The sequence below is a fragment of the Burkholderia oklahomensis C6786 genome (assembly GCF_000959365.1).
Lineage (GTDB): Bacteria > Pseudomonadota > Gammaproteobacteria > Burkholderiales > Burkholderiaceae > Burkholderia > Burkholderia oklahomensis.
This window is the reverse complement of record NZ_CP009555.1, coordinates 3,629,616-3,648,847: the sequence shown is the minus strand read 5'-3', so window position 1 is coordinate 3,648,847 and position 19,232 is coordinate 3,629,616. Positions and strand designations below refer to the sequence as shown.

General features: G+C 66.9%; 15 protein-coding genes. 6 read left to right on the top strand and 9 right to left on the bottom strand.

Annotated elements, in window-relative coordinates; translation table 11 throughout:
• Nucleotides 1-11: 11 nt before the first annotated feature.
• The gene (locus BG90_RS16240) at nucleotides 12-1,106 is read right to left on the bottom strand and encodes a polyamine ABC transporter substrate-binding protein (RefSeq protein ID WP_010112073.1); all 1,095 of its coding nucleotides are present in this window, start codon (nucleotides 1,104-1,106) and stop codon (nucleotides 12-14) included.
• A 385-nt stretch (nucleotides 1,107-1,491) separates the two neighbouring features.
• Between BG90_RS16240 and BG90_RS16235 the strand changes: the two genes are divergently transcribed.
• Both BG90_RS16235 and BG90_RS16225 read left to right on the top strand, forming a co-directional pair.
• Complete coding sequence (locus tag BG90_RS16235; protein ID WP_010115148.1) at nucleotides 1,492-2,799, top strand: Nramp family divalent metal transporter; 1,308 nt, start codon at nucleotides 1,492-1,494, stop codon at nucleotides 2,797-2,799.
• A gap of 668 nt (nucleotides 2,800-3,467) precedes the next feature.
• A complete protein-coding gene (locus BG90_RS16225) occupies nucleotides 3,468-3,671 on the top strand; it encodes a DUF1289 domain-containing protein (RefSeq protein WP_009973325.1) in 204 nt (67 codons plus the stop codon).
• A gap of 126 nt (nucleotides 3,672-3,797) precedes the next feature.
• On the opposite strand, the gene BG90_RS16220 is transcribed toward BG90_RS16225, so the two are convergent.
• From BG90_RS16220 to BG90_RS16210, 3 genes are all read right to left on the bottom strand, one after another.
• Nucleotides 3,798-4,442, bottom strand: coding sequence for an OmpW/AlkL family protein (locus BG90_RS16220; RefSeq protein ID WP_010103326.1), 645 nt, complete (start codon nucleotides 4,440-4,442; stop codon nucleotides 3,798-3,800).
• A gap of 72 nt (nucleotides 4,443-4,514) precedes the next feature.
• Nucleotides 4,515-5,705 carry an NAD(P)H-dependent flavin oxidoreductase gene (locus BG90_RS16215; protein WP_010115146.1) on the bottom strand — a complete coding sequence of 397 codons (1,191 nt, stop codon included), beginning with the start codon at nucleotides 5,703-5,705 and terminating at the stop codon, nucleotides 4,515-4,517.
• A gap of 154 nt (nucleotides 5,706-5,859) precedes the next feature.
• Nucleotides 5,860-7,296: an aldehyde dehydrogenase family protein gene (locus BG90_RS16210; protein ID WP_010115144.1), complete on the bottom strand. Its 1,437-nt coding sequence runs from the start codon at nucleotides 7,294-7,296 to the stop codon at nucleotides 5,860-5,862.
• 307 nt (nucleotides 7,297-7,603) lie between these two features.
• Between BG90_RS16210 and BG90_RS16205 the strand changes: the two genes are divergently transcribed.
• On the top strand, nucleotides 7,604-8,239 hold the full coding sequence (locus BG90_RS16205) for an eIF4A-inactivating lethal factor BLF1 (protein WP_025989786.1): 636 nt from the start codon (nucleotides 7,604-7,606) through the stop codon (nucleotides 8,237-8,239).
• A 157-nt stretch (nucleotides 8,240-8,396) separates the two neighbouring features.
• Here the strand turns inward: BG90_RS16205 and BG90_RS16200 are convergent, their stop codons facing one another.
• Nucleotides 8,397-9,989: an ABC-F family ATPase gene (locus tag BG90_RS16200; RefSeq protein ID WP_010103319.1), complete on the bottom strand. Its 1,593-nt coding sequence runs from the start codon at nucleotides 9,987-9,989 to the stop codon at nucleotides 8,397-8,399.
• A gap of 325 nt (nucleotides 9,990-10,314) precedes the next feature.
• Nucleotides 10,315-12,804: an AsmA family protein gene (locus BG90_RS16195; RefSeq protein ID WP_045568223.1), complete on the bottom strand. Its 2,490-nt coding sequence runs from the start codon at nucleotides 12,802-12,804 to the stop codon at nucleotides 10,315-10,317.
• 135 nt (nucleotides 12,805-12,939) lie between these two features.
• Between BG90_RS16195 and BG90_RS16190 the strand changes: the two genes are divergently transcribed.
• Together BG90_RS16190 and BG90_RS16185 are read left to right on the top strand one after the other, a co-directional pair.
• A complete protein-coding gene (locus tag BG90_RS16190) occupies nucleotides 12,940-13,635 on the top strand; it encodes an ABC transporter ATP-binding protein (protein ID WP_010115131.1) in 696 nt (231 codons plus the stop codon).
• Entirely contained in the window at nucleotides 13,632-14,450 is an 819-nt protein-coding gene (locus BG90_RS16185; RefSeq protein WP_010103309.1) for an ABC transporter permease, read from the top strand. The genes BG90_RS16190 and BG90_RS16185 overlap by 4 nt, the downstream gene beginning before the upstream one ends.
• 396 nt (nucleotides 14,451-14,846) lie before the next feature.
• On the opposite strand, the gene BG90_RS16180 is transcribed toward BG90_RS16185, so the two are convergent.
• Nucleotides 14,847-15,392 (bottom strand): DUF6013 family protein, encoded by a 546-nt coding sequence (locus BG90_RS16180; protein ID WP_010103308.1) that lies wholly within the window; start codon nucleotides 15,390-15,392, stop codon nucleotides 14,847-14,849.
• Nucleotides 15,393-16,184: 792 nt separating this feature from the next.
• Between BG90_RS16180 and serB the strand changes: the two genes are divergently transcribed.
• Nucleotides 16,185-17,030: a phosphoserine phosphatase SerB gene (serB, locus tag BG90_RS16175; RefSeq protein ID WP_010103301.1), complete on the top strand. Its 846-nt coding sequence runs from the start codon at nucleotides 16,185-16,187 to the stop codon at nucleotides 17,028-17,030.
• Nucleotides 17,031-17,253: 223 nt separating this feature from the next.
• On the opposite strand, the gene BG90_RS16170 is transcribed toward serB, so the two are convergent.
• On the bottom strand, nucleotides 17,254-18,438 hold the full coding sequence (locus BG90_RS16170) for a cystathionine beta-lyase (protein ID WP_010115128.1): 1,185 nt from the start codon (nucleotides 18,436-18,438) through the stop codon (nucleotides 17,254-17,256).
• A gap of 178 nt (nucleotides 18,439-18,616) precedes the next feature.
• The gene (locus BG90_RS16165; RefSeq protein WP_010115126.1) at nucleotides 18,617-19,222 is read right to left on the bottom strand and encodes a hypothetical protein; all 606 of its coding nucleotides are present in this window, start codon (nucleotides 19,220-19,222) and stop codon (nucleotides 18,617-18,619) included.
• Nucleotides 19,223-19,232: the final 10 nt, after the last annotated feature.

Genomic DNA, 19,232 nt, shown 5'->3' with positions numbered 1-19,232 from the left:
CGCGCTTCGCGTCAGCGTCCCGATTTCAGCTCGGTCCAGAGACGCGTTTGCAGGCGCTGGATTTCAGGCGGCAGCGGCTTCAGCAGGAACAGCGTCTTCACGACGTCCGGATGCGGGTACACGGCCGGATCGTTCGCGACGTCCGGACGCACGTACTTGCGCGCTTCCGCGTTCGCGCTCGGGTAGTAGACCGCGTTCGTGATCGCCGCGTGAACCTTCGGATCCTCGATGTAGTTGATCCATTGCAGCGCGGCGTCCTTGTTCTTCGCGTCCTTCGGGATCGCCATCACGTCGAACCACACGGGCGCGCCGCCCTTCGGAACGTAGTATTCGACCTTGTACGGTTTCTTCGCTTCGAGCGCGCGGTGCTTCGCGATCACGACGTCGCCCGACCAGCCGAACGCGAAGCAGATGTCGCCGCCGACCATGTCGTTGATGTAGCCCGACGAGTTGAACTGCGTGATGTACGGGCGGATCTTCTTGAGCACCTGCATCGCGGCCTGGTAGTCGGCCGGGTTCGTGCTCATCGGATCCTTGCCGATGTAGTGCAGCGTCGCCGCGAACATCTGGTCCGGCGCGTCGAGCACCGACACGCCGCACGTCTTCAGCTTCGAGATGTTCTCCGGCTTGAACAGGATGTCCCAGTTGTCGAGCGGCACCTTGCCGAGCAGCTTCTGCGCCTTGTCGACGTTGTAGCCGAGGCCCGTCGTGCCGTACGCCCAGGGCACCACGTACTTGTTGCCCGGATCGGCGCCCGCGACGAGCGCCATCAGTTGCGGATCGAGATACTTGAGGTTCGGCAGCTTCGACTTGTCGAGCGGCGCGAAGATGCCGGCCTGGATCTGCTTGCCCGCATAGTTGCTGGTCGGCACGACGATGTCGTAGCCCGAGTTGCCGGTCAGGAGCTTCGCCTGCAGCGTGTCGTCGCTGTCGTAGTTGTCGTAGCGAACCTTGACGCCCGATTGCTTCTCGAAGTTCGGGATCGTGTCCTTCGCAATGTAGTCCGACCAGTTATAGACGTTGAGCTGCGTATCCTTCGCCGCCGCCACCGATGCGCCCGCGCAGAGCGCAAGTGCCGTCAACCGGCCCGCCACCTTTGCCTTCATCCCGTTCTCCCTGATCGAACCGATTCGATCGCAGTCAGCCTCGCCGCCGCGGCGCGCCATTTCGCGCCGCCCCTTGAAAACCTCGAAAGCTACCACTAATCCGGCCCCGCCACAAAAATTTCCCGCCTTTGTCGCACAAACGGAACACATTTGCACTTTTCGATTGCACGGCGGGTCACTGCGGCGCGGCCAGGTGGGCGCAATTTTATCGGGTTATCGCCGCGTGTCCATCCTCAAAAAAGGTCCGCGCACGACAAACGGATCATCTACCTTAAATTCAGGCGGCGCCCGTTCGTCGTTCCATACAGGAGGACGAGCCGCGCGCCCGTCCGAACACCGCGCCCGCCCCGGCCGTGCGCGTCGAACCGACCGTCGAACCGCCACCATGAACAGCAATCCGCTCGCTGCCCGCTCCGCGTCGTCGCGCCGTCCGCCCGCCTCCGGCGGGCCGGGCGGCGGCCACCGCTGGGCAACGTTCGTCGGTGCGGGCGCGCTCGTCGCCGTCGGCTACATGGACCCCGGCAACTGGGCTACCGCGCTCGCGGGCGGCGCGGGCTACGGCTATGCGCTCCTCGGCGTCGTGATCGCCGCGAGCCTGATGGCGATGCTGCTGCAATGGCTCGCCGCGCGGATCGGTGTCGTATCCGGGCGCGACCTCGCGCAGCTATGCCGCGAACGCTTCGACCCGCGCGTGACCGTGCTGCTGTGGATCGCAGCCGAAATCGCGATCGTCGCGTGCGACGTCGCCGAGGTCGTCGGCGCGGCGGTCGCGCTGCAGATGCTGCTCGGCGTGTCGCTGACGACAGGCGTGCTCATGTCGGCGGTCGGCACGCTCGCGATGCTCGCGCTCGAGCGGCGCGGCCGGCGCACGCTCGAAGCGGCGATCACGTCGCTCATCTTCTTCGTCGGCTTGTGCTTCGTGATCGAGGTCGCGCTCGCGCGGCCCGACTGGCACGCGGCGCTCGCGGGCGCCGCACCGTCGCCGCAACTGCTGCGCGACGCCGGCATGCTGTGGCTCTCGGCCGGCATCCTCGGCGCGACCGTGATGCCGCACAACCTCTACCTGCACTCGACGCTCGTCAAGCACCACGCGAACGTGCGCGACGAGCAGTCGATCCGGCACGCGCTCTTCGGCGTCAATCTCGATACGTTCGTGTCGCTCGGGTTCGCATTCGTGATCAATGCGGCGCTCCTCATCGTCGCGGCAGCCGTGTTCCACGCGAGCGGCCATCACGACGTCACCGATCTCGCCGACGCGCACCGGCTCATCGCGCCCCTCGTCGGCAACCGCTGGGCGGGCCTGCTGTTCGCCGCCGCGCTGCTCGCGTGCGGGCTGTCGGCGACCGTGACGGGCACGCTCGCCGGACAGGCAGTGATGGAAGGCTTCCTGAAGCTGACGCTGCCGCGCTGGCAGCGCGCGCTCCTGACCCGCGCGCTTGCGATGGGGCCCGCGCTCGCGGCGGTCGGCCTGTTCGGGCAGCACGGGTCGAACCGGTTGCTCGTCGCGAGCCAGGTCGTGCTGAGCCTGCAGTTGCCGCTCGCGATGGTTCCGCTCATCGTGTTCGCGTCGAGCCGCGAGCTGATGCGCAACTGGCGCGCCCGCGGCGTGCCGCTCGCGGCCGCGTGGGTGTGCGCCACCGTGATCCTGCTCCTGAACGGGGCGCTCGTCTGGCAACTCGCGACGGTGGCGTAGACGAGCGGAACGTCGGCGACGCGCAGTTGTTCGATTTGCTCGATTTGCGTTCCGCCGGCGGTTCTTCGGTTGGGACTTCGGTTGGAAGACCGGCGCGATTTCGGCTTCGCGTTTCCGCGACGCGGCTCGTCTTGCGCGGGAATTGAGTGCTTCGCTTGACGCCTCTCCAACTCAGCGCTTCGACCGAGCCGAAAGTCGAGCGCGCCGATTGTCAGTGCGGAACGGGCAACTCCGGATGAGCGGCGCCGGATCGATCATTCCCGATTGGCCGTTCCGGATTGACGGCTTCAGCCAAGCGTCTCGATTCGGCGCTTGCATCGAGCCGTACTATCGCCCACCCGGCAACGCCGGCTGCGCAGCAATCGGACGACCATCCCGGCTTCATCACAGTTGGTCGCCCGACGGCCGAAGCCGGCCGGCGCGAACACCGATGCGAATCGCCACGGACCGCGAAAGCGGCGCGCCGCCCGCCAGCCGACGAGACATCGCCGCTCGACTCATCGCCGCGACATCCCGCGATATCGCCGCGGCACCTCGGCCCAGGCCCGTACCGCTCGACTCGGCCGCGTCGGCGGAACCGCCCTCGACGGCGTCGCCGGACGTTCCGAGCACATGCTTTAACATAACGGCTTGCCGCTCGCGCGGCGACCACCGAATTCAATGTTCCAATGACCTCGAATCTTCACGACAAACCCGACAGCCCCTGCATCGGCGTCTGCTCGACGCTCTTCGACGAAGTCTGCAAAGGCTGCGGACGCACCGCGCTCGAAGTCTCGAACTGGGTGTTCATGACGGACGCCGAGAAGCAGGCGGTCTGGGAGCGCATCACGCGCGAAGGCACCGCGATGCGCTTTCAGTACGACAAGCTGTAAGCGCGGCCTGCCGCACGAGCGGCGCACACGGATTCCATCAGCATCCCGAAACGAAGCGGCGCAAAAAAAAGACGGCACGCATGAAGCCGTGCCGCCAACCCCAACACTTTTCGATTCTCTCGATACTTAGAACTTCATCCCGACGCCGACGCCCACGACGAGCGGATCGATGTTCAGCCGGCCAAGCGGCTGGCCGCCGAGCGTCGCATCGGTGTGCATCCAGATCTTCTTCACGTCGACGTTGACGAACAGCTTCTTCGTCACTTGCACGTCGACGCCGAACTGCAGCGCGGGACCGAAGCTGTGGTTGTTGATCCCGATCCCCTCGCCGCCCGCGTGCAGCCCGTTGTTGTAGAACAGCGTGTAGTTGATGCCCGCGCCGACGTACGGCCGCACCTTGCCGGCGTGATTGAAGTGATACTGCAGCAGCAGCGTCGGCGGCAGCACGCCGACGCCGCCGAGATCGCCGAGCGACGACGTGAGCTGATGCCGCGACGTGCCGAGAATCAGCTCGACGCCCAGATAGTCGCGAATCATGTAGGTGAAGTCGAGTTCGGGGACGATTGCGTTGTTCACGCCCACGTTCAACGCCGACAGCGTATTGCTCGTGCGTTCGTCCGGCATGATGCTGATCCCGCGAACGCGCGCGATGATATCGCCTTGATTGATGCCCTCCCCGGGCGAAGCCGCATGCGACAGCGACGGAATCATCGCAAGGCCGACTGCACAGGCGATGGCGGTGGTGCAATTACGAATTGTTTGACGACGCATGTTAAGGACCCCCTAAGAACAGGCTTCATTCTCAGGGGATGGTTCCCCACTTATATTGATGAACATCAAGTCTCACGCAAGCGAGAATGTAGGACGGTTTGTCGCAGGCTCGGGCGCGGTGCCCGTCAGCAGCAGCTCGAGCAGGTCGCGCACGCTGCGGATCGCCTGCCCGAACGGCAGCGACTCGCGGCCGCGGAAGAACAGTCCGTTCGCGACGTCGCCGCGCAGAGCGGCGGCGAGGCGCGTGTCGATGCAGAAGTGGCCGAAGCGCTCGATGCCGTCGCGCAATCCGCATACGGTCAAGCATTCGAGCGCTGACGGGCAGCGCTGCTTGAGCGCGCCGATCTTCGCGCGGATGCGCGCCTCGTGCCGCAGATAGCGCTCGAGCCACGGCGTCTTCACCGCGCGTGCGGGCAGCCCCGTGACGCTCACGAACTCGACGATGTCGTCCGGCGTCGCATTCGCGAGCACGCGCTTGAAGTTCGGATGGGCATCGCCCTCTTCGGTGACCGCGAACGGCGTGCCCACCTGCACGCCGTCCGCGCCTTCGGCAAGCGCCGCACGCACCGCATCGTGACTGTTGATGCCGCCCGCGACGATGAGCGGAATCTGCTCGCGCTCGAGCCCGAGCGACGCGAACGTCTGCACGGTCTCTTCGATGACGCGCGCGAATTCGAAACGCGGATCGCCCATGTCGTCGAGATTCGTCACGCCGAGATGGCCGCCCGCATGCGCCGGATGCTCGATCACGATCGCATCGGGCAGGCGCCCCTTCTTCATCCATTTCTTCAGCACGAGCGCGATCCCGCGGCTGTCCGACAGGATCGGAATCAGCGCGATGTCATGCCCCTGCGTCATATCCGGCAGATCGAGCGGCAATCCGGCGCCCATCACGATCGCGTCCGCACCGAATTCGCATGCGATGCGCACATAGTCCGCATGCGAGCGCACCGCCTTCATCACGTTGACGGCGACCATCCCATGGCCCTCGCTCCATGTCTTCGCGCGCTGAATCTCGCGCGCGAGCGCTTCGAGATTCGCGGCCTCCATCGTTTCGCGATCGGGATGCCGCTTGCAGCGCTCGATCAGATCGGTGTGGTGATGGCGCAAGTCGATGCTCGCGATCGTGCCGAGCGCGCCCTCGCGCGCGACGCTCCCGGCAAGCCGATGCGCGGAGATGCCGACGCCCATTCCGCCCTGCACGACGGGCAACAGCGAACGGCCGCGGATCTTGAGCGGCGGAAAAGGTGTGGGACCGGTCATCGCAACCTCTCGATACGGCAGAAAAAATTCGATGATCGGCGATTGCCGGCGAAGCGTCTTGACCGTCGTCAAGAAAAACGGCATGCGTCCGCGTGAACGCATGCCGTGTCGCCACAAAAAGATGCGTGCTTGATGCACGCTTATGCATGCTTCCTTATGCGTTCTTTTTCGGACGCAACTGCATCGATTTGTATTCCAGATATTCCTCGAGCCCGTACACACCGTTCTCGCGGCCGATCCCCGACTGTTTGAAACCGCCGAACGGCGCAGCCATGTTCCAGGCACCGCCGTTGATGTCGACCTGGCCCGTGCGAATGCGCCGCGCGACGCGCAGCGCGTGCTCGTCGCTGCCCGACCACACCGCACCGCCGAGACCGTACGGCGAATCGTTCGCGATCCGCACCGCGTCGTCGTCGTCGCGATACGTGACGATCGACAGCACGGGGCCGAAGATTTCCTCCTGTGCGATCGTCGCATCGGGCTTCACGCGGCCGAACACGGTCGGCTTCACGAAGAAGCCGCGCGTCAGGCCCTCCGGCATGCCGAGCCCGCCCGTGACGAGTTCCGCGCCTTCGTCGATGCCGCGCCGGATGTAGTCCTGCACGCGCGCTTGCTGAACCGCCGACGCGAGCGCGCCGAGCCGCGTCGCGTCATCGCGCGGGTCGCCCGCGACATATGCTTCGGCCGCCGCCTTCGCGAGCTCGCGCGCTTCGTCGTAGCGCGATTCCGGCACGAGCATCCGCGTGTGCGCGGAGCACGTCTGGCCCGCGTTCAGATAGCACGCGGATACCGTACCCTTCACCGCGGCCGCGAAATCCGCGTCGTCGAGAATCACCGACGCGGACTTGCCGCCCAGTTCGAGCGCGACGCGCTTCACGCCGGCCGCGGCCAGCTCGGCGACGCGCTTGCCCGCGCGCGTCGAGCCGGTGAACGACACCATGTCGACATCGGGATCGCTCGCGAGCGCTTCGCCGACGACGGGCCCGTAGCCGCATACGAGGTTGAACACGCCGGCGGGCAGCCCGGCATCGTGAATCGCTTCGGCAAGCATGAACGCATTGAGCGGCGCGATTTCGGACGGCTTCAGCGCGACGGTGCAGCCTGCCGCGAGTGCGGCCGCGACCTTCAGCGTGATCTGGTTGAGCGGATAGTTCCACGGCGTGATCGCCGCGACGACGCCGACCGGCTCGCGCACGACGAGCGAATTGCCGACCTGCTCTTCGAACGCGAACGTCTCGGCGAGCTTCGCATACGCGCCCCAGTTGTAGACCGGCCCGCCGACCTGGATCGCGCGCGACAGCTTGATCGGCATGCCGACTTCGCCCGTGATCGACTGCGCGAGTTCCTCGCTGCGCGCCTTCAGGTTTTCGGTGATCTTGTAGAGATAGCGGGCGCGCTCGGCGGGCGGCGTCGCGGCCCAGCCGTCGAACGCGGCGCGCGCGACGGCGACGGCCGCTTTCGCGTCTTCGGCGGTGCCCTCGGGAACGCGGCCGATCACGGCCTCCGTGCCGGAGTCGATCACGTCGATCGTGCCGTTGCCGGCGCTCGGGCGCCACGCGCCGCCGATGTAGAACTGTTCGTAGATCTTCATTGCAGCCTCTTGTCTCCCGTCGAAATGTGGTCATTCTACCCAGTCGAACGCATCGACTCACCCGGCATCCCTATTGCTTGGGGTAAGAAGCGGACGTTATCCCCCATCGTTGCGGAGAACGTGGGGCGCACCGGGCGAGCTACACTCGAAGGATTGCATTTCAATAGGAGACGCTCTCGCGCCGCAACGGCCTGCGGGCCCATTTCGTCGAGCCGCTCGAAACGCGCGACCGACTTTCGGTGATGTACGTTGGGCCCGCCTTTTCGCCCACCATGTGAATCGCCTTTCCTCGAAAGGACGTACGACCATGTCTAATTCACTCGAAACCCAGATTCGCCAGGCAATGAAAACAGGCAGCGCTTTCACTGTCGAATTCGATCAGAGTCTCAATCAGAAATCGCCGGGCACCTTGAGTGTATTTCTTCACTCGATGAATGGCGGCGTCAGGATCGATCTCGATTCGGGCAATCACGGCGAGTCGGCAAAAATACTTTGGCTGCCGTGGAAACAAGGCGAACTGCAAACGCTGCAACCCGGATCGATCTCGACCAAGGACATGCTGTTCTTCACCTACTACTTATCCGGTTGCAAGGTATTCGCAGGCAGTGGCGGTCCGATCTGGCACATCGACGCTCCAGTCGACGTCACGCAATTCTGGCGTAGGATGACGAGCGACGAATGGATGGAGGATTGGGACACCGGAACCGATCGAGCCGTGGCCTACCTTCATCGCGCAGGCCAAAGCGAAAACCTGTGGAATCTGTCCGAGTATCTCGAAGGCCCCGCGCCGAGCACCTACGGTAGCGGCAACCTTGGACAAGCGGTGGTGGGCGGAATCGTCAGCGGCCCCAAGCAAGTCGACCTGTATCGGTACGCCACGACATCTTCGGGCTCGTCTCCTTGGAGCCCATTGGCGTACGCCAATCAACGACGCAGGAGATAAGCGGGAACCGTCCGCCCCGCTCGAGAACCGACGGCAAAGCGCGCATCGACGGCAGAGGGCAGGAAACCCATCGGACCACATTCCTGCCCCACCTCGAACAAAACCGAATCTGATTGTCCGGCGGCCATTTCCGATCGGGCCGCCGTCATCGTCTCCCTTATTGCAGCCCCTTGCTCGCGAGGAAATCCTCGTAGTTCCCGCCGAAGTCGACGAGCGTGCCGTCCGTCGTCACTTCGATGATCCGGTTCGCGAGGCCGCTCACGAATTCGCGATCGTGCGACACGAAGATCAGCGTGCCTTCGAACTTCTCGAGCGCGATCTGCAGCGACTCGATCGATTCCATGTCCATGTGGTTGGTCGGCTCGTCCATCAAGAGCACGTTGTGGCGGCCGAGCATCAGCTTGCCCCAGATCATGCGGCCCTTCTCGCCGCCCGACAGTACCTTCACCGACTTCTTGATGTCGTCCGCCGAGAACAGCAGGCGGCCGAGCGTGCCGCGCACCATCGTCTCGTCGTCGCCGTCCTTGCGGTACTGGTCGATCCAGTCCATCAGCGTGATGTCGTTCGGAAACTCTTCGTACGTGTCCTGCGGCATGTAGCCGACGTTCGCGTTCTCGGCCCACTTGACCGTGCCGTGATCGAGCGTCAGGTTGCCGAGCAGCGAACGCAGCAGCGTCGTCTTGCCCGCGCCGTTCTCGCCGATGATCGCGATGCGCTCGCCCGGCTGCACCGACAGGTTGAAGTTCTGGAAGATCGTCCGTTCGTATTGCTTCGTGATCGAATCGGCGACGACCGCGATGTTGTGCAGCTTCTTCTCGAACTCGAAGCGGATGAACGGATTCTGCCGCGACGACGGCTTGAATTCCTCGATCTTGATCTTGTCGATCTGCTTCGCGCGGCTCGTCGCCTGGCGGGCCTTCGACTTGTTCGCCGAGAAGCGGCGCACGAAATCCTGCAGCTCGGCGACGCGCTCCTTCGCGCGCGCGTTCGCGGCCGCCTGACGCTCGCGCGCCTGCGCGGACGCGAGCATGTAGTCGTCGTAGTTGCCCGGCCAGACCTTCAGCGTGCCGTAGTCCATGTCGGCCATGTGCGTGCACACCGAGTTCAGGAAGTGACGATCATGCGAGATGATGATCATCGTCGAGTTGTAGTTGTTGAGCGTATCTTCGAGCCAGCGGATCGAATTGATGTCGAGGTTGTTGGTCGGCTCGTCGAGCAGCAGCACGTCCGGATTCGAGAACAGCGCCTGCGCGAGCAGCACGCGCAGCTTCCAGCCCGGCGCGACGTCGCGCATCGGACCGCTGTGGAATTTCTCTTCGATGCCGATGCCGAGCAGCAGCGCGCCCGCGCGCGCCTCGGCGTCGTAGCCGCCGTACTCGGCGAACTTCGCCTCGAGCTCGGCCGCGTGCATGTAGTCGTCGTCGGTCGCCTCCGGGTTCGCGTAGATCGCGTCGCGCTCGGACATCGCGGCCCACATCTCAGTGTGGCCCATCATCACGACGTCGAGCACGCGCACGTCTTCATACGCGAACTGGTCCTGGCGCAGCTTGCCGAGACGGACGTTCGGCTCGAGCGCGACGTTGCCCCCGGACGGCTCGAGATCGCCGCCGAGAATCTTCATGAAGGTCGACTTGCCGCAGCCGTTCGCCCCGATGAGGCCGTAGCGGTTGCCCTCCCCGAACTTGACCGAGATGTTCTCGAACAAGGGCTTGGGCCCGAATTGCATCGTGATGTTGGCGGTAGAAAGCACAGCGTGGCCTCGTGAAAGAGGAGAGATCGACGGGAAACCGGATATTTTAGCAGGAGTCGGTGACGTGCTGCTCGCAAGCGCGCTCGACAGGCATGCAATGCGCGGGCAAACGACCACGAGCGGCTTGTGTTGCGACAATCGGGGATCGATCGGCTTGCGCCGCGGCGGCACGGGAACGGACGCGTTTGGCCTAGCTCGGCGGCGGCGCACACATCCCGCACGGCGGCAGCGAGGAAAGGCGACAGCGGGCGCGACGGCGGCAGTCTTGCACGAGATCGCGAAGACCGCCGCCCAAGCCGTCCGCCGCTGCGAGCGGCTCCGTCGACTACCTCTTCGACACGTTCGGCGCGAGCGCCTTGGGCGGCATCTTCAACTGCGCGAACAACACCGAACACGGCACGTCCTTGTTGTTGCTCGGCGCGATCAGCGGAACCAGCGCCGCGAACGGATTGATCAGCCCGAGGCCGACCATCGCGCCCGCGCGCAACGCGAGCGCGCCCACATCGACGCCGACGTCAGGATTCTTGAACGTGCCCTTCGCGTAAAGCGGCGAGCGCAGCGAGAACACACGGAAGCCCTTCGTGTGCGGATGGATCTTCAGGTCCAGGGTTTCGTCGCGCAAACTGATCGGGCCGTCGACGTTGATCAGCGCATCGTCGGTGTCGAACGCAAACACCTTCGTATCGAGCACCCCGTTGGTCGCGACGAAATCGACCGCCGCGCAATTGATCTTCACGTCGCGGTCGCCGAACAGCTTCTCGTAGACGACGTTCGCGACGTTCAACCCGGCCGCCTCCATCAGCAGCCGGCTGATCGCGCCGTTGGTGACGAGCGCCTTCACCTCGCCGTCCGCGGTCGCCGCGAGCGCCGCCGGCGAGTTGCCGGTCGCCGACAGCGCCGCGTCGCCGTTGATCTCGCCGAACGCCGATTGCATCACCTTCTGCGTGGGGAACAGCTGCTTCAGCTTCAGGTGGCGCGCCGACACCGAGAAGCGCCCCTTCAGCGGCGCACCGCTGCCGTCGAGCCGCGCGTCGGTCGCAAGCGACCCGCCCGCGACGCCGAACTTGAGCGGCAGCAGCGACAGCACGCCGTCCTGCATCACGACGTGCGTGTACAGGTCGGTGATCGGCAAATCGGCGCGCTTGACGAGCTTCTTGCCGGTGAACTTCACGTCGGCGTCGAGCGCGCGCCAGCGGTCGGTGCGGAACGTCTCGACAGGCAGCACGCGGCCCGGCGGCTGCTTCGTCGTGTCGCCGCGCCGCGCCTTGCTCGCCGCCGTATCGGCGCCGATGATCGGCGCGAGGTCGGAGAACTGAAGCAGGTTCGACACGAGTTCGCCCGACAGCAGCGGACGCGGCTCGCGCTGCGCGTACTCGAGCGTGCCGCGCAGATCGCTGCCGCCGACGCGGCCATTGAAGTTCTCGTAGCGGAACGTGCTTCCGCCGCGCTTGAAATTGCCGATGAGGCGCCCTTCGGTCGCGTACGGCGGCGTGTCGGGCAGCGTCACGCCCGTGAGCGGATACAGATGCGACATGCTCGAGCCCTGCAGCCACAGGCGCAGATCGATCGCCGCGAGATGCACGGGGTCGGAGAGCGTGCCGACGATCGCCAAGCGCGTGTCGCCCGCCTTCACGTCGGCCTGCAGCGGGAACGGGCGCGACGCGTCCTGCAGCGCGAGCACGCCGCCCATCTTGCCCGTGCCGTCGACCGGCACGCCCTTGTAGCGTCCCTTCACCGTCAGGCCGAATGCGTAGGTCGGACCGGTCGGCTTCTTCGCAGCGGCCGCGCCGGACGCCGCGCTGGCGCTGCTCGCGCCGGAGGCGATCGTGGACGCCGGGACGGCCAAGGTGGCCGACGTCGCCGATCCGCCGGCCGCACCCGCGCCCGGCGCGGCAGGCTTGCCCGCCGCAACGCGCGCGGCGCTCGCGCCGGACGGCGCGGGCGTCGCCGATGCGGCAGTCGCATTCGATGAAACGTTCTTGCTTGCCGCCTTGGCCATCGCCGCCCGATCCGCTGCGGAAGCCTTGCCGGCCGACGCCGCCGCATTCGCGCCCGACGCGCCGCTCGCCGCGGAAGCGCCGCCCGATCCGGGCGCCGTCGCAGCCGAGGCCGCCGACGCCCCGGATGCGATCTCGGCCTGCGCCTTCGCGGTCAGCTGCGCCGCGCCCTTCTTGCCGACGCGCTGCGCCGACGCCGCCCGCGACGTCTCCTCCTGCTGCCTGAGCACGTCGCCGAGCGGGATCTGCTGGCCGAGCGTGTCGATCGCGACGGTCAGATCGGCTTTCGTGATCGCATCGCGATACACGACCGTCCCCTTTGCGAAGCCGAAGTCGCGCAATTGCACCTTCCACGGCGAGGGGCCGGCAGTCTTCTTGAATTCGAAGGTCCAGTTATTGCGGCCGTCGGCGAGGCGTTCGACGTCGAGCGCCGGGTTGACGAGCTCGATCGTCGGAATCACGACCTCGTGTGCGAGGAGCGGCAGGACCGCGAGCTCGAAGCGCGCTTCGTCGAGCGTCGCGAAATTGGGCGCCTTCGCCCAGGCCGGGTTGCCGATCACGACCTGGCTCGCCGAGAACATCGGCCACGGCACCCACGCGCGCCAGCCGGTTTCGCCGTCGGGGCGCCGCCAGCCGACCTTGATGTCGCCGCGGATCTCGAACGGCCGGCCGATCGACGCGCTTGCCTGCTCGTTGATCCAGGGTTTTGCGCGATTCCAGTCGAACGTGAAGATGAACACGCCGAGCGCCGCGGTCAATACCGCGACGATGCCGACGATCCACGCCGCCGTTTTGCCGAGGGTACGGGTGAGCGTCATGCCAGATTCCGTCACATTGTGCATCCTGAACCGGCAGCGCCGCGCAGCGCGCGCGACGCTGCCACTGACGGTTATTATGGCGCACGACGCCGCACTACCCGCCCCCATTTACCGTTTTTTGCGTTTTTTGCATTTATGACAGCCGATGTCCTGATCGAGACCCGACAGATCACCCGCCGCGACGCGGCGAGCGGCAGGACGCTCCTCGCCCCGACCGACTTCGCGCTCGCGCCGGGCGAGCGAATCGCGCTCACCGGGCCGTCAGGCTCGGGAAAGAGCGTGTTTTTACGGGTTCTGGCCCTGCTCGACCCGATCGACGGCGGCCGGCTGCTCTGGCACGGCAAGCGCGTCCCGCGCGCGGCGATCCCGCGCTACCGGCGCAGCGTCGCATACGTGCGGCAGCGCCCGGCGACGGCCGACGGCACGGTCGAAGACCTGCTGCGCTACCCGTATTCGCTCGCCGTCTATCGCGACGCGCGCTTCGATCGCGCCCGCGTCGCGCACCTCGCCGCACAGGCCGGCCGCGGCGACGACTTCCTCCGCAAGGCCTCGAGCGAGCTGTCGGGCGGCGAGGCGCAGATCGCCGCGTTGCTGCGCGTGCTGCAGCTCGATCCAGACGTGCTCCTGCTCGACGAGCCCACTTCCGCACTCGACCCCGATTCGACCCGCGCAATCGAGGCGCTCGTGTCCGCATGGTTCGACGCCGCGCCGAGCGCCCGCTCGTATCTGTGGATTTCGCACGATCCGGCCCAGGCGGCGCGCGTCGGCGCGCGGCGCCTGACGATGCGCGCCGGCGTGCTCGGCGTCGCCGCGACGGAGGAGGTCCGATGAACACGCCGCTGCAAGATCTGAGCCTCGTCGACGTCGGAATCGCGGCGGCCCTCGTCGCGATCAACGGCGCGATCTCGGTCGCGCTGTCGCTCGGCCTCGGCCGCAAGCTCGCGTGGGCCGCCGCGCGCACCGTCGTCCAGCTGCTCGCGATCGGCTACGTGCTCGGCTGGGTGTTCGGCCATCCGCACTGGTACGTCGTGCTGCCGCTCGTCGCGCTGATGACGCTGATCGCCGGCTTCGCGGGCGCCGCGCGCGGCAAGCGCACCTATGCGGGCCAGCGCGTCGACAGCATCCTGTCGATCTGGGCGAGCAGCTGGTTCGTCGCGGCGGTCGGCCTGTTCGTCGTGATCCGCATCCATCCGTGGTACGCGCCGCAATATGCGATCCCGATCCTCGGGATGATCCTCGGCAATACGCTGACGGGCGTGTCGCTCGGCATCGAGCGGATGATGGAGGAGCTGACCGCGCGGCGGGATCGCGTCGAGACGGCGCTCGCGCTCGGCGCGACACGCTGGGAGGCCGCGCAGGATGCGGCGCGGCAGGCCGTGCGCGCCGGGATGCTGCCGACGCTCAACCAGATGGCCGTCGTCGGCGTCGTAAGCCTGCCGGGGATGATGACGGGTCAGGTGCTCGCCGGGCAGTCGCCGTTGCAGGCGGTCCGCTATCAGATCGTCATCATGTTCCTGATCGCCGCGGCATCCGCGCTCGGCACCGTCGGCGCCGTGCTGTCGACGTATCGGCGGCTCTTCTCCGCCGAACACCGCTTTCTCGCTTCGCGGCTCGTCGAGCGGGCGGCGGCGAAGAGCGGCGGGTGAGATGCGGTTGTTCGCGACGCGGATCGACGACGTATCGGCTTGACGAGTCGGTGATTCGCCGGGTCGTGGCGGTTCGGGGACCCGGCGGTTTGGCGATCCGGAGAATTGACCGTTCGCGGCGCCCTTGCCATTCGCGGTTTGGCGGCGTAGCGGCGTAGCGGCGTAGCGGCAGCGATTGTCGCTGATTCGAACGATCGTCGAATCTCGTCTCGTCGCGCGGCAACCACCCGCGCGAATCGGCGCGGCCCGTCGCCAGTGCAGTTCGGCGACACCGCGCGCCCCACACGCGAAGCGCGTGCGCCGAGCACGCATCGAAATCCGGCACGCGCCGCGCGGCCATGCATGCCGCGCGTACGCCACACGCTGCGCGAACGGCGCCCGCGCAACCAACCCAGCTTACCGCTTGATCGACACCGTGACCTTCGAGCCGTCGCGCATCGTGATCGACTTCGAGCCGCCGGTCGATATCGACAGCCACTTGACCTGGCTCACCGACACCACGTTCGGGCATTGCAACGTCTTGCCGCCCGCCGCCACCTTCTTCGTGCCGTTCGGCGCGCTCGCCTGGAAGCTCAGTTGCACGTTCGCCCTGCCCTTGCTGTCGACGGACGGCGCGAGCCGAACCTGCGTCTGCCGGACCATCGCGCCGTTCGCGTCGCGCGGCAGCATGTCGGCGTTCGGGCAGGCGTCGGGCATCGGCACGGCGCCCGACGGCGGCACCGACTTCCAGTTGAAGTCGTCGGTTTCGCCAGAGCGGATCTTGCGCGTCTCCTGCATCGAACCGAACTGCTTCGAGTCGACCTTGACCGTGTATTGAAGCTGGCCGTCGTTGCCGCCGAGCACGCTCGCGTTGATGGGCGGCGCCGCATGTGCGGCAAAAGCCGAGAGCAGCGTCGCGACGGCGCACGACGCGGCGAGCGGCGACAGAATGCGTTGACTCATGCGGACCTCTCCTTTTATGGCGACGAACTGCGCGAATCGCCGGGTTATCGATGCATGACGCAGTGCCAGTCTAACGCGAAGCGGCACGCGTGGCGCTTGCCGCGCATCGGGTGTTACCCGTGCTTGCACGACGTGCGTCAAGTATGCGCGACGCACGCTCGCGCGCCTGCGATCCGCGTATCGGCGCACCAGGCGCATGCGCGCCGACGCTCGCGCGACGCGACGTCGCGGCCTGTCGCGTGGCGTTCGTTTCGCTCGCTTGTCGCTCGCTTGTCGCTAGCTTGTCGTTTACATGTCGTTTGCATGTCGTTTGCATGTCGTGCGCGATGAATCACGCGCATGTCACGGCCGCGCCCGCCGTCGGAACACGCATACGAGTTGCGCGCGAGCGTGCCAAGGTCGTGCGCGCAACACCTCGATCTTTCACGTGCTTTTGCGCCGGATCGCTTGCGCCGTCGCGCCGCCTCGACCGCGAACGCCGAGCATCGGACGCTGTCCGACCGAGAGCCGAGAGCCGAGAGCCGAGAGCCGAGAGCCGAGAGCCGAGAGCCGAGAGCCGAGAGCCGAGAGCCGAGAGCCGAGAGCCGAGAGCCGAGAGCCGAGAGCCGAGAGCCGACCCGACGCCCGAAGAGCGACGTCCGCCGCCGAGCCATTCGCCGCCAGCCATCCCTCGGCGACCGAGACATCCCCCTACCGCCCGTTGGCCGGTGCCCCCGCCGCGACCGGCTACAATGACGGGTTCGCCGAACTCACCTCGTCGGCCCCCGTCATCCGCTCCACCGTGACCCATCCATGACCACGAATCTCGTCATCCAAAGCACCGCGCCGCTGTCCGATGCGCATCACCGGCCGCTCGCCGCGCTCGCGCGCGGCAAGCGCGTCGTTCCGCTCGATGCGCGGGCGATCCGCATCGAAGGCGCGGACCCGGCGCAGCGCGCCGACGTCGACGCGTACTGCGGCGCGCATGCGCTCGACTACGCGTTCGTCGACGCAACCCGGAAGCTCGCCGACTTCGGCCTCGTCGCGATGGACATGGATTCGACGCTGATCACGATCGAGTGCATCGACGAAATCGCCGACTTCTGCGGCCTGAAAGCCGAAGTCTCGGCGATCACCGAGGCGGCGATGCGCGGCGAGATCAAGGATTTCAACGAGAGCCTGACGCGCCGCGTCGCGCTGCTGGCCGGCCTCGACGCGAGCGCGCTCGAGCGCGTCTACGACGAGCGGCTGCAACTGTCGCCGGGCGCCGAATCGATGCTCGCCGGCGTGAAGGCGGCGGGCCTGAAGACGCTTCTCGTATCGGGCGGCTTCACTTTCTTCACCGAGCGGCTGAAGGCGCGGCTCGGCCTCGACTACGCGTACTCGAACACGCTCGAGATCGTCGACGGCAAGCTGACGGGCAAGGTCGCCGGCGAGATCGTCAACGCGGACGTGAAGGCGCGCGCGGTGCGCGAGACCTGCGCCGCGCTCGACATCGAGCCGGCGCGCGCGATCATCCTCGGCGACGGGTCGAACGACTTGAAGATGATGGCCACGGGCGGCTTCTCGATCGCGTTTCGCGCGAAGCCGGTCGTGCGCAGCGCGGCGAGCGCCGCGTTCGATCACGTCGGCCTCGACGGCTTGCTGCGGCTGTTCTGAATGCGGCCGTTCTGAAGCCGCGGCTGTTCCAGACCGGAATGCTGCGCGGGCGCCGTCGCTGCACGCAGCGTCCCTCGAACGAAAACGGCGCGCGGGCGAAGGCCCGCGGCGCCGTTTTTGCATTTCGCCATGCAGAAGCGCAGCCGCACGCGAGCCACTGCGGCAAGCGCCGTGCGACGTCGCACGCGACGCTTCGCCGAACCGCCTGCGCCGCTCTCGCGTGTTACGCGAGCGCCGCGGCAAGCGCGCGCTCGATATCCGCGCACAGATCGGCTTCGTCTTCGAGGCCGACGTAGAAGCGCACCAGCGTGCCGCGATGCGGCCAGGCGGTCGTGCGCATCGATTGCACGTCGTACGGCATCGCGAGACTGCACGCGCCGCCCCAGCTCCAGCCGATCGCGAACAGCTCGAGCGCCTCGACGAAGCGATCGACCTGCCCGGCGCTGAAGCGTTCGTCGAACACGACCGAGAACAGGCCGCCCGCGCCCGTGAAGTCGCGCATGAACGCGTCGTGGCCCGGACAATCCGGCAGTTGCGGATGCAGGACCGTCGCGATCTCCGGGCGCGTCTTCAGCCAGCGTGCGAGCGACAGCGCGCTCTTGCTGTGCGCGTCGAAGCGCGCCTGCATGCTCGGCAGGCCGCGCAGCACGAGCGAGCAGTCATCGACCGACACGCCGATCCCGAGCCGCATCCGCGCGAGCTTCAGCTTCGCGTGCAGTTCGTCGTCGGCGGTGATCGTCGCGCCCATCAGCACGTCGCTGCCGCCCGACTGATACTTCGTCAGCGCCTGCACCGAGATGTCGATGCCGTGCGCGAACGGCTTGAACGCAAGGCCCGCCGAATACGTGTTGTCGATCGCGGTGACGATGCCGCGCGCCTGCGCGACCGCGGTGATCGCCCGCACGTCGGGCACTTCCATCGTCACCGAGCCGGGCGCTTCGAGCCAGATGAGACGCGTGTTCGGCTGGACCAGGTCCGCGATTCCCGCGCCGATCATCGGATCGTAGAAGCGCACGGTGATTCCGAAATCCTTCGCGAGCCATTTGCCGAAGTCGCCGTTCGGACCGTACGCGTTGTCGGGAATCAGCACGTCGTCGCCTTCCTTGACGAGGCCGAAGTACACGTTCGTGATCGCCGAGAGTCCCGACGGCTGCAGCAGCGCGTGCGCGCCGCCTTCGATCTCCGCGAGCCGCTGCGCGAGCGCGAGCGACGTCGGCGTCGCGTGCAGGCCGTAGCGCCACTGGCCGTCCTTGCGCCAATCGAGATTGCGCATCGTCGCGAGATCGGGAAACACGACCGTCGACGCTCGCGCGACCGGCACGACGAACGATTCGAAACCGGCGGGAATGCGGTCGTCCGGCTGGACGACGCGGGTCTGCAGCGCGCGCTTGGAAGTGGATGCGGTCATGACTGGGAAGGCTCGATACAGAACGAGCCCGAAAAAATTGGAATCCGGCTAGCTTAGCCGGATTCCATGCGTTTGGCCCGGTACAATCGGCGCGGCCGCGACCGTGTCGGCGAACACGTCGCCCGCCGAGACCGAACCGACGAGCAGCCGAAATCGACCGCCGCGCCGGCCGGCCGCGCTACTCGGCGGTCTTCAGGTTGCTCACGCCGCCGACGGACCGCCCCTGAGCGCCCGCTGGCGCCGCTGCGCCGGCCGACGCCGGCTGCCCGGCCGCCGCATGTTGCGGCGCGGACGCGCCGCTCGCCGGATGCAGCACGACGGGCAGCGGATCCGATTGGTCCGCGTTCATCCGGTCGGCCGACAAGCCGCCCGACGCGTCGAAGCGGCCAATCCACACGCCCGTGATGTTCGTGCCGTCGTCCGATTCCTCGATCTCGAGCGTGTCGCCGTCGCGGTCGCCCGCGAGCAGGACGACGGCGCCCGTGTCGAGATACTGGCATTCGCCGTGCACGCCCGGCTCGTCCGTCTTCGGCCCGAGGCGCACGACCACCGGCCGGCCGCCGAGCGTCCCCTCATAGCGCGGCAACCGCGCATACGCCGGATTCGGCTTGAGCGGCGCGGCGAGCGACGGCACGTCCGCCGGCATCGCCGCGGCAGGCGCCGCGCCCGATGCGCCGTCCGAAGCGGCCGCAGGCTGAGGTTGAGACTGCGCGAACGCGAGCCCCGCCGCCGTTGCGAGCGCGACGGCGAGCGCCGCGCCGCGGATTCCGATGATCAGCTTCAACAGCGCGGCC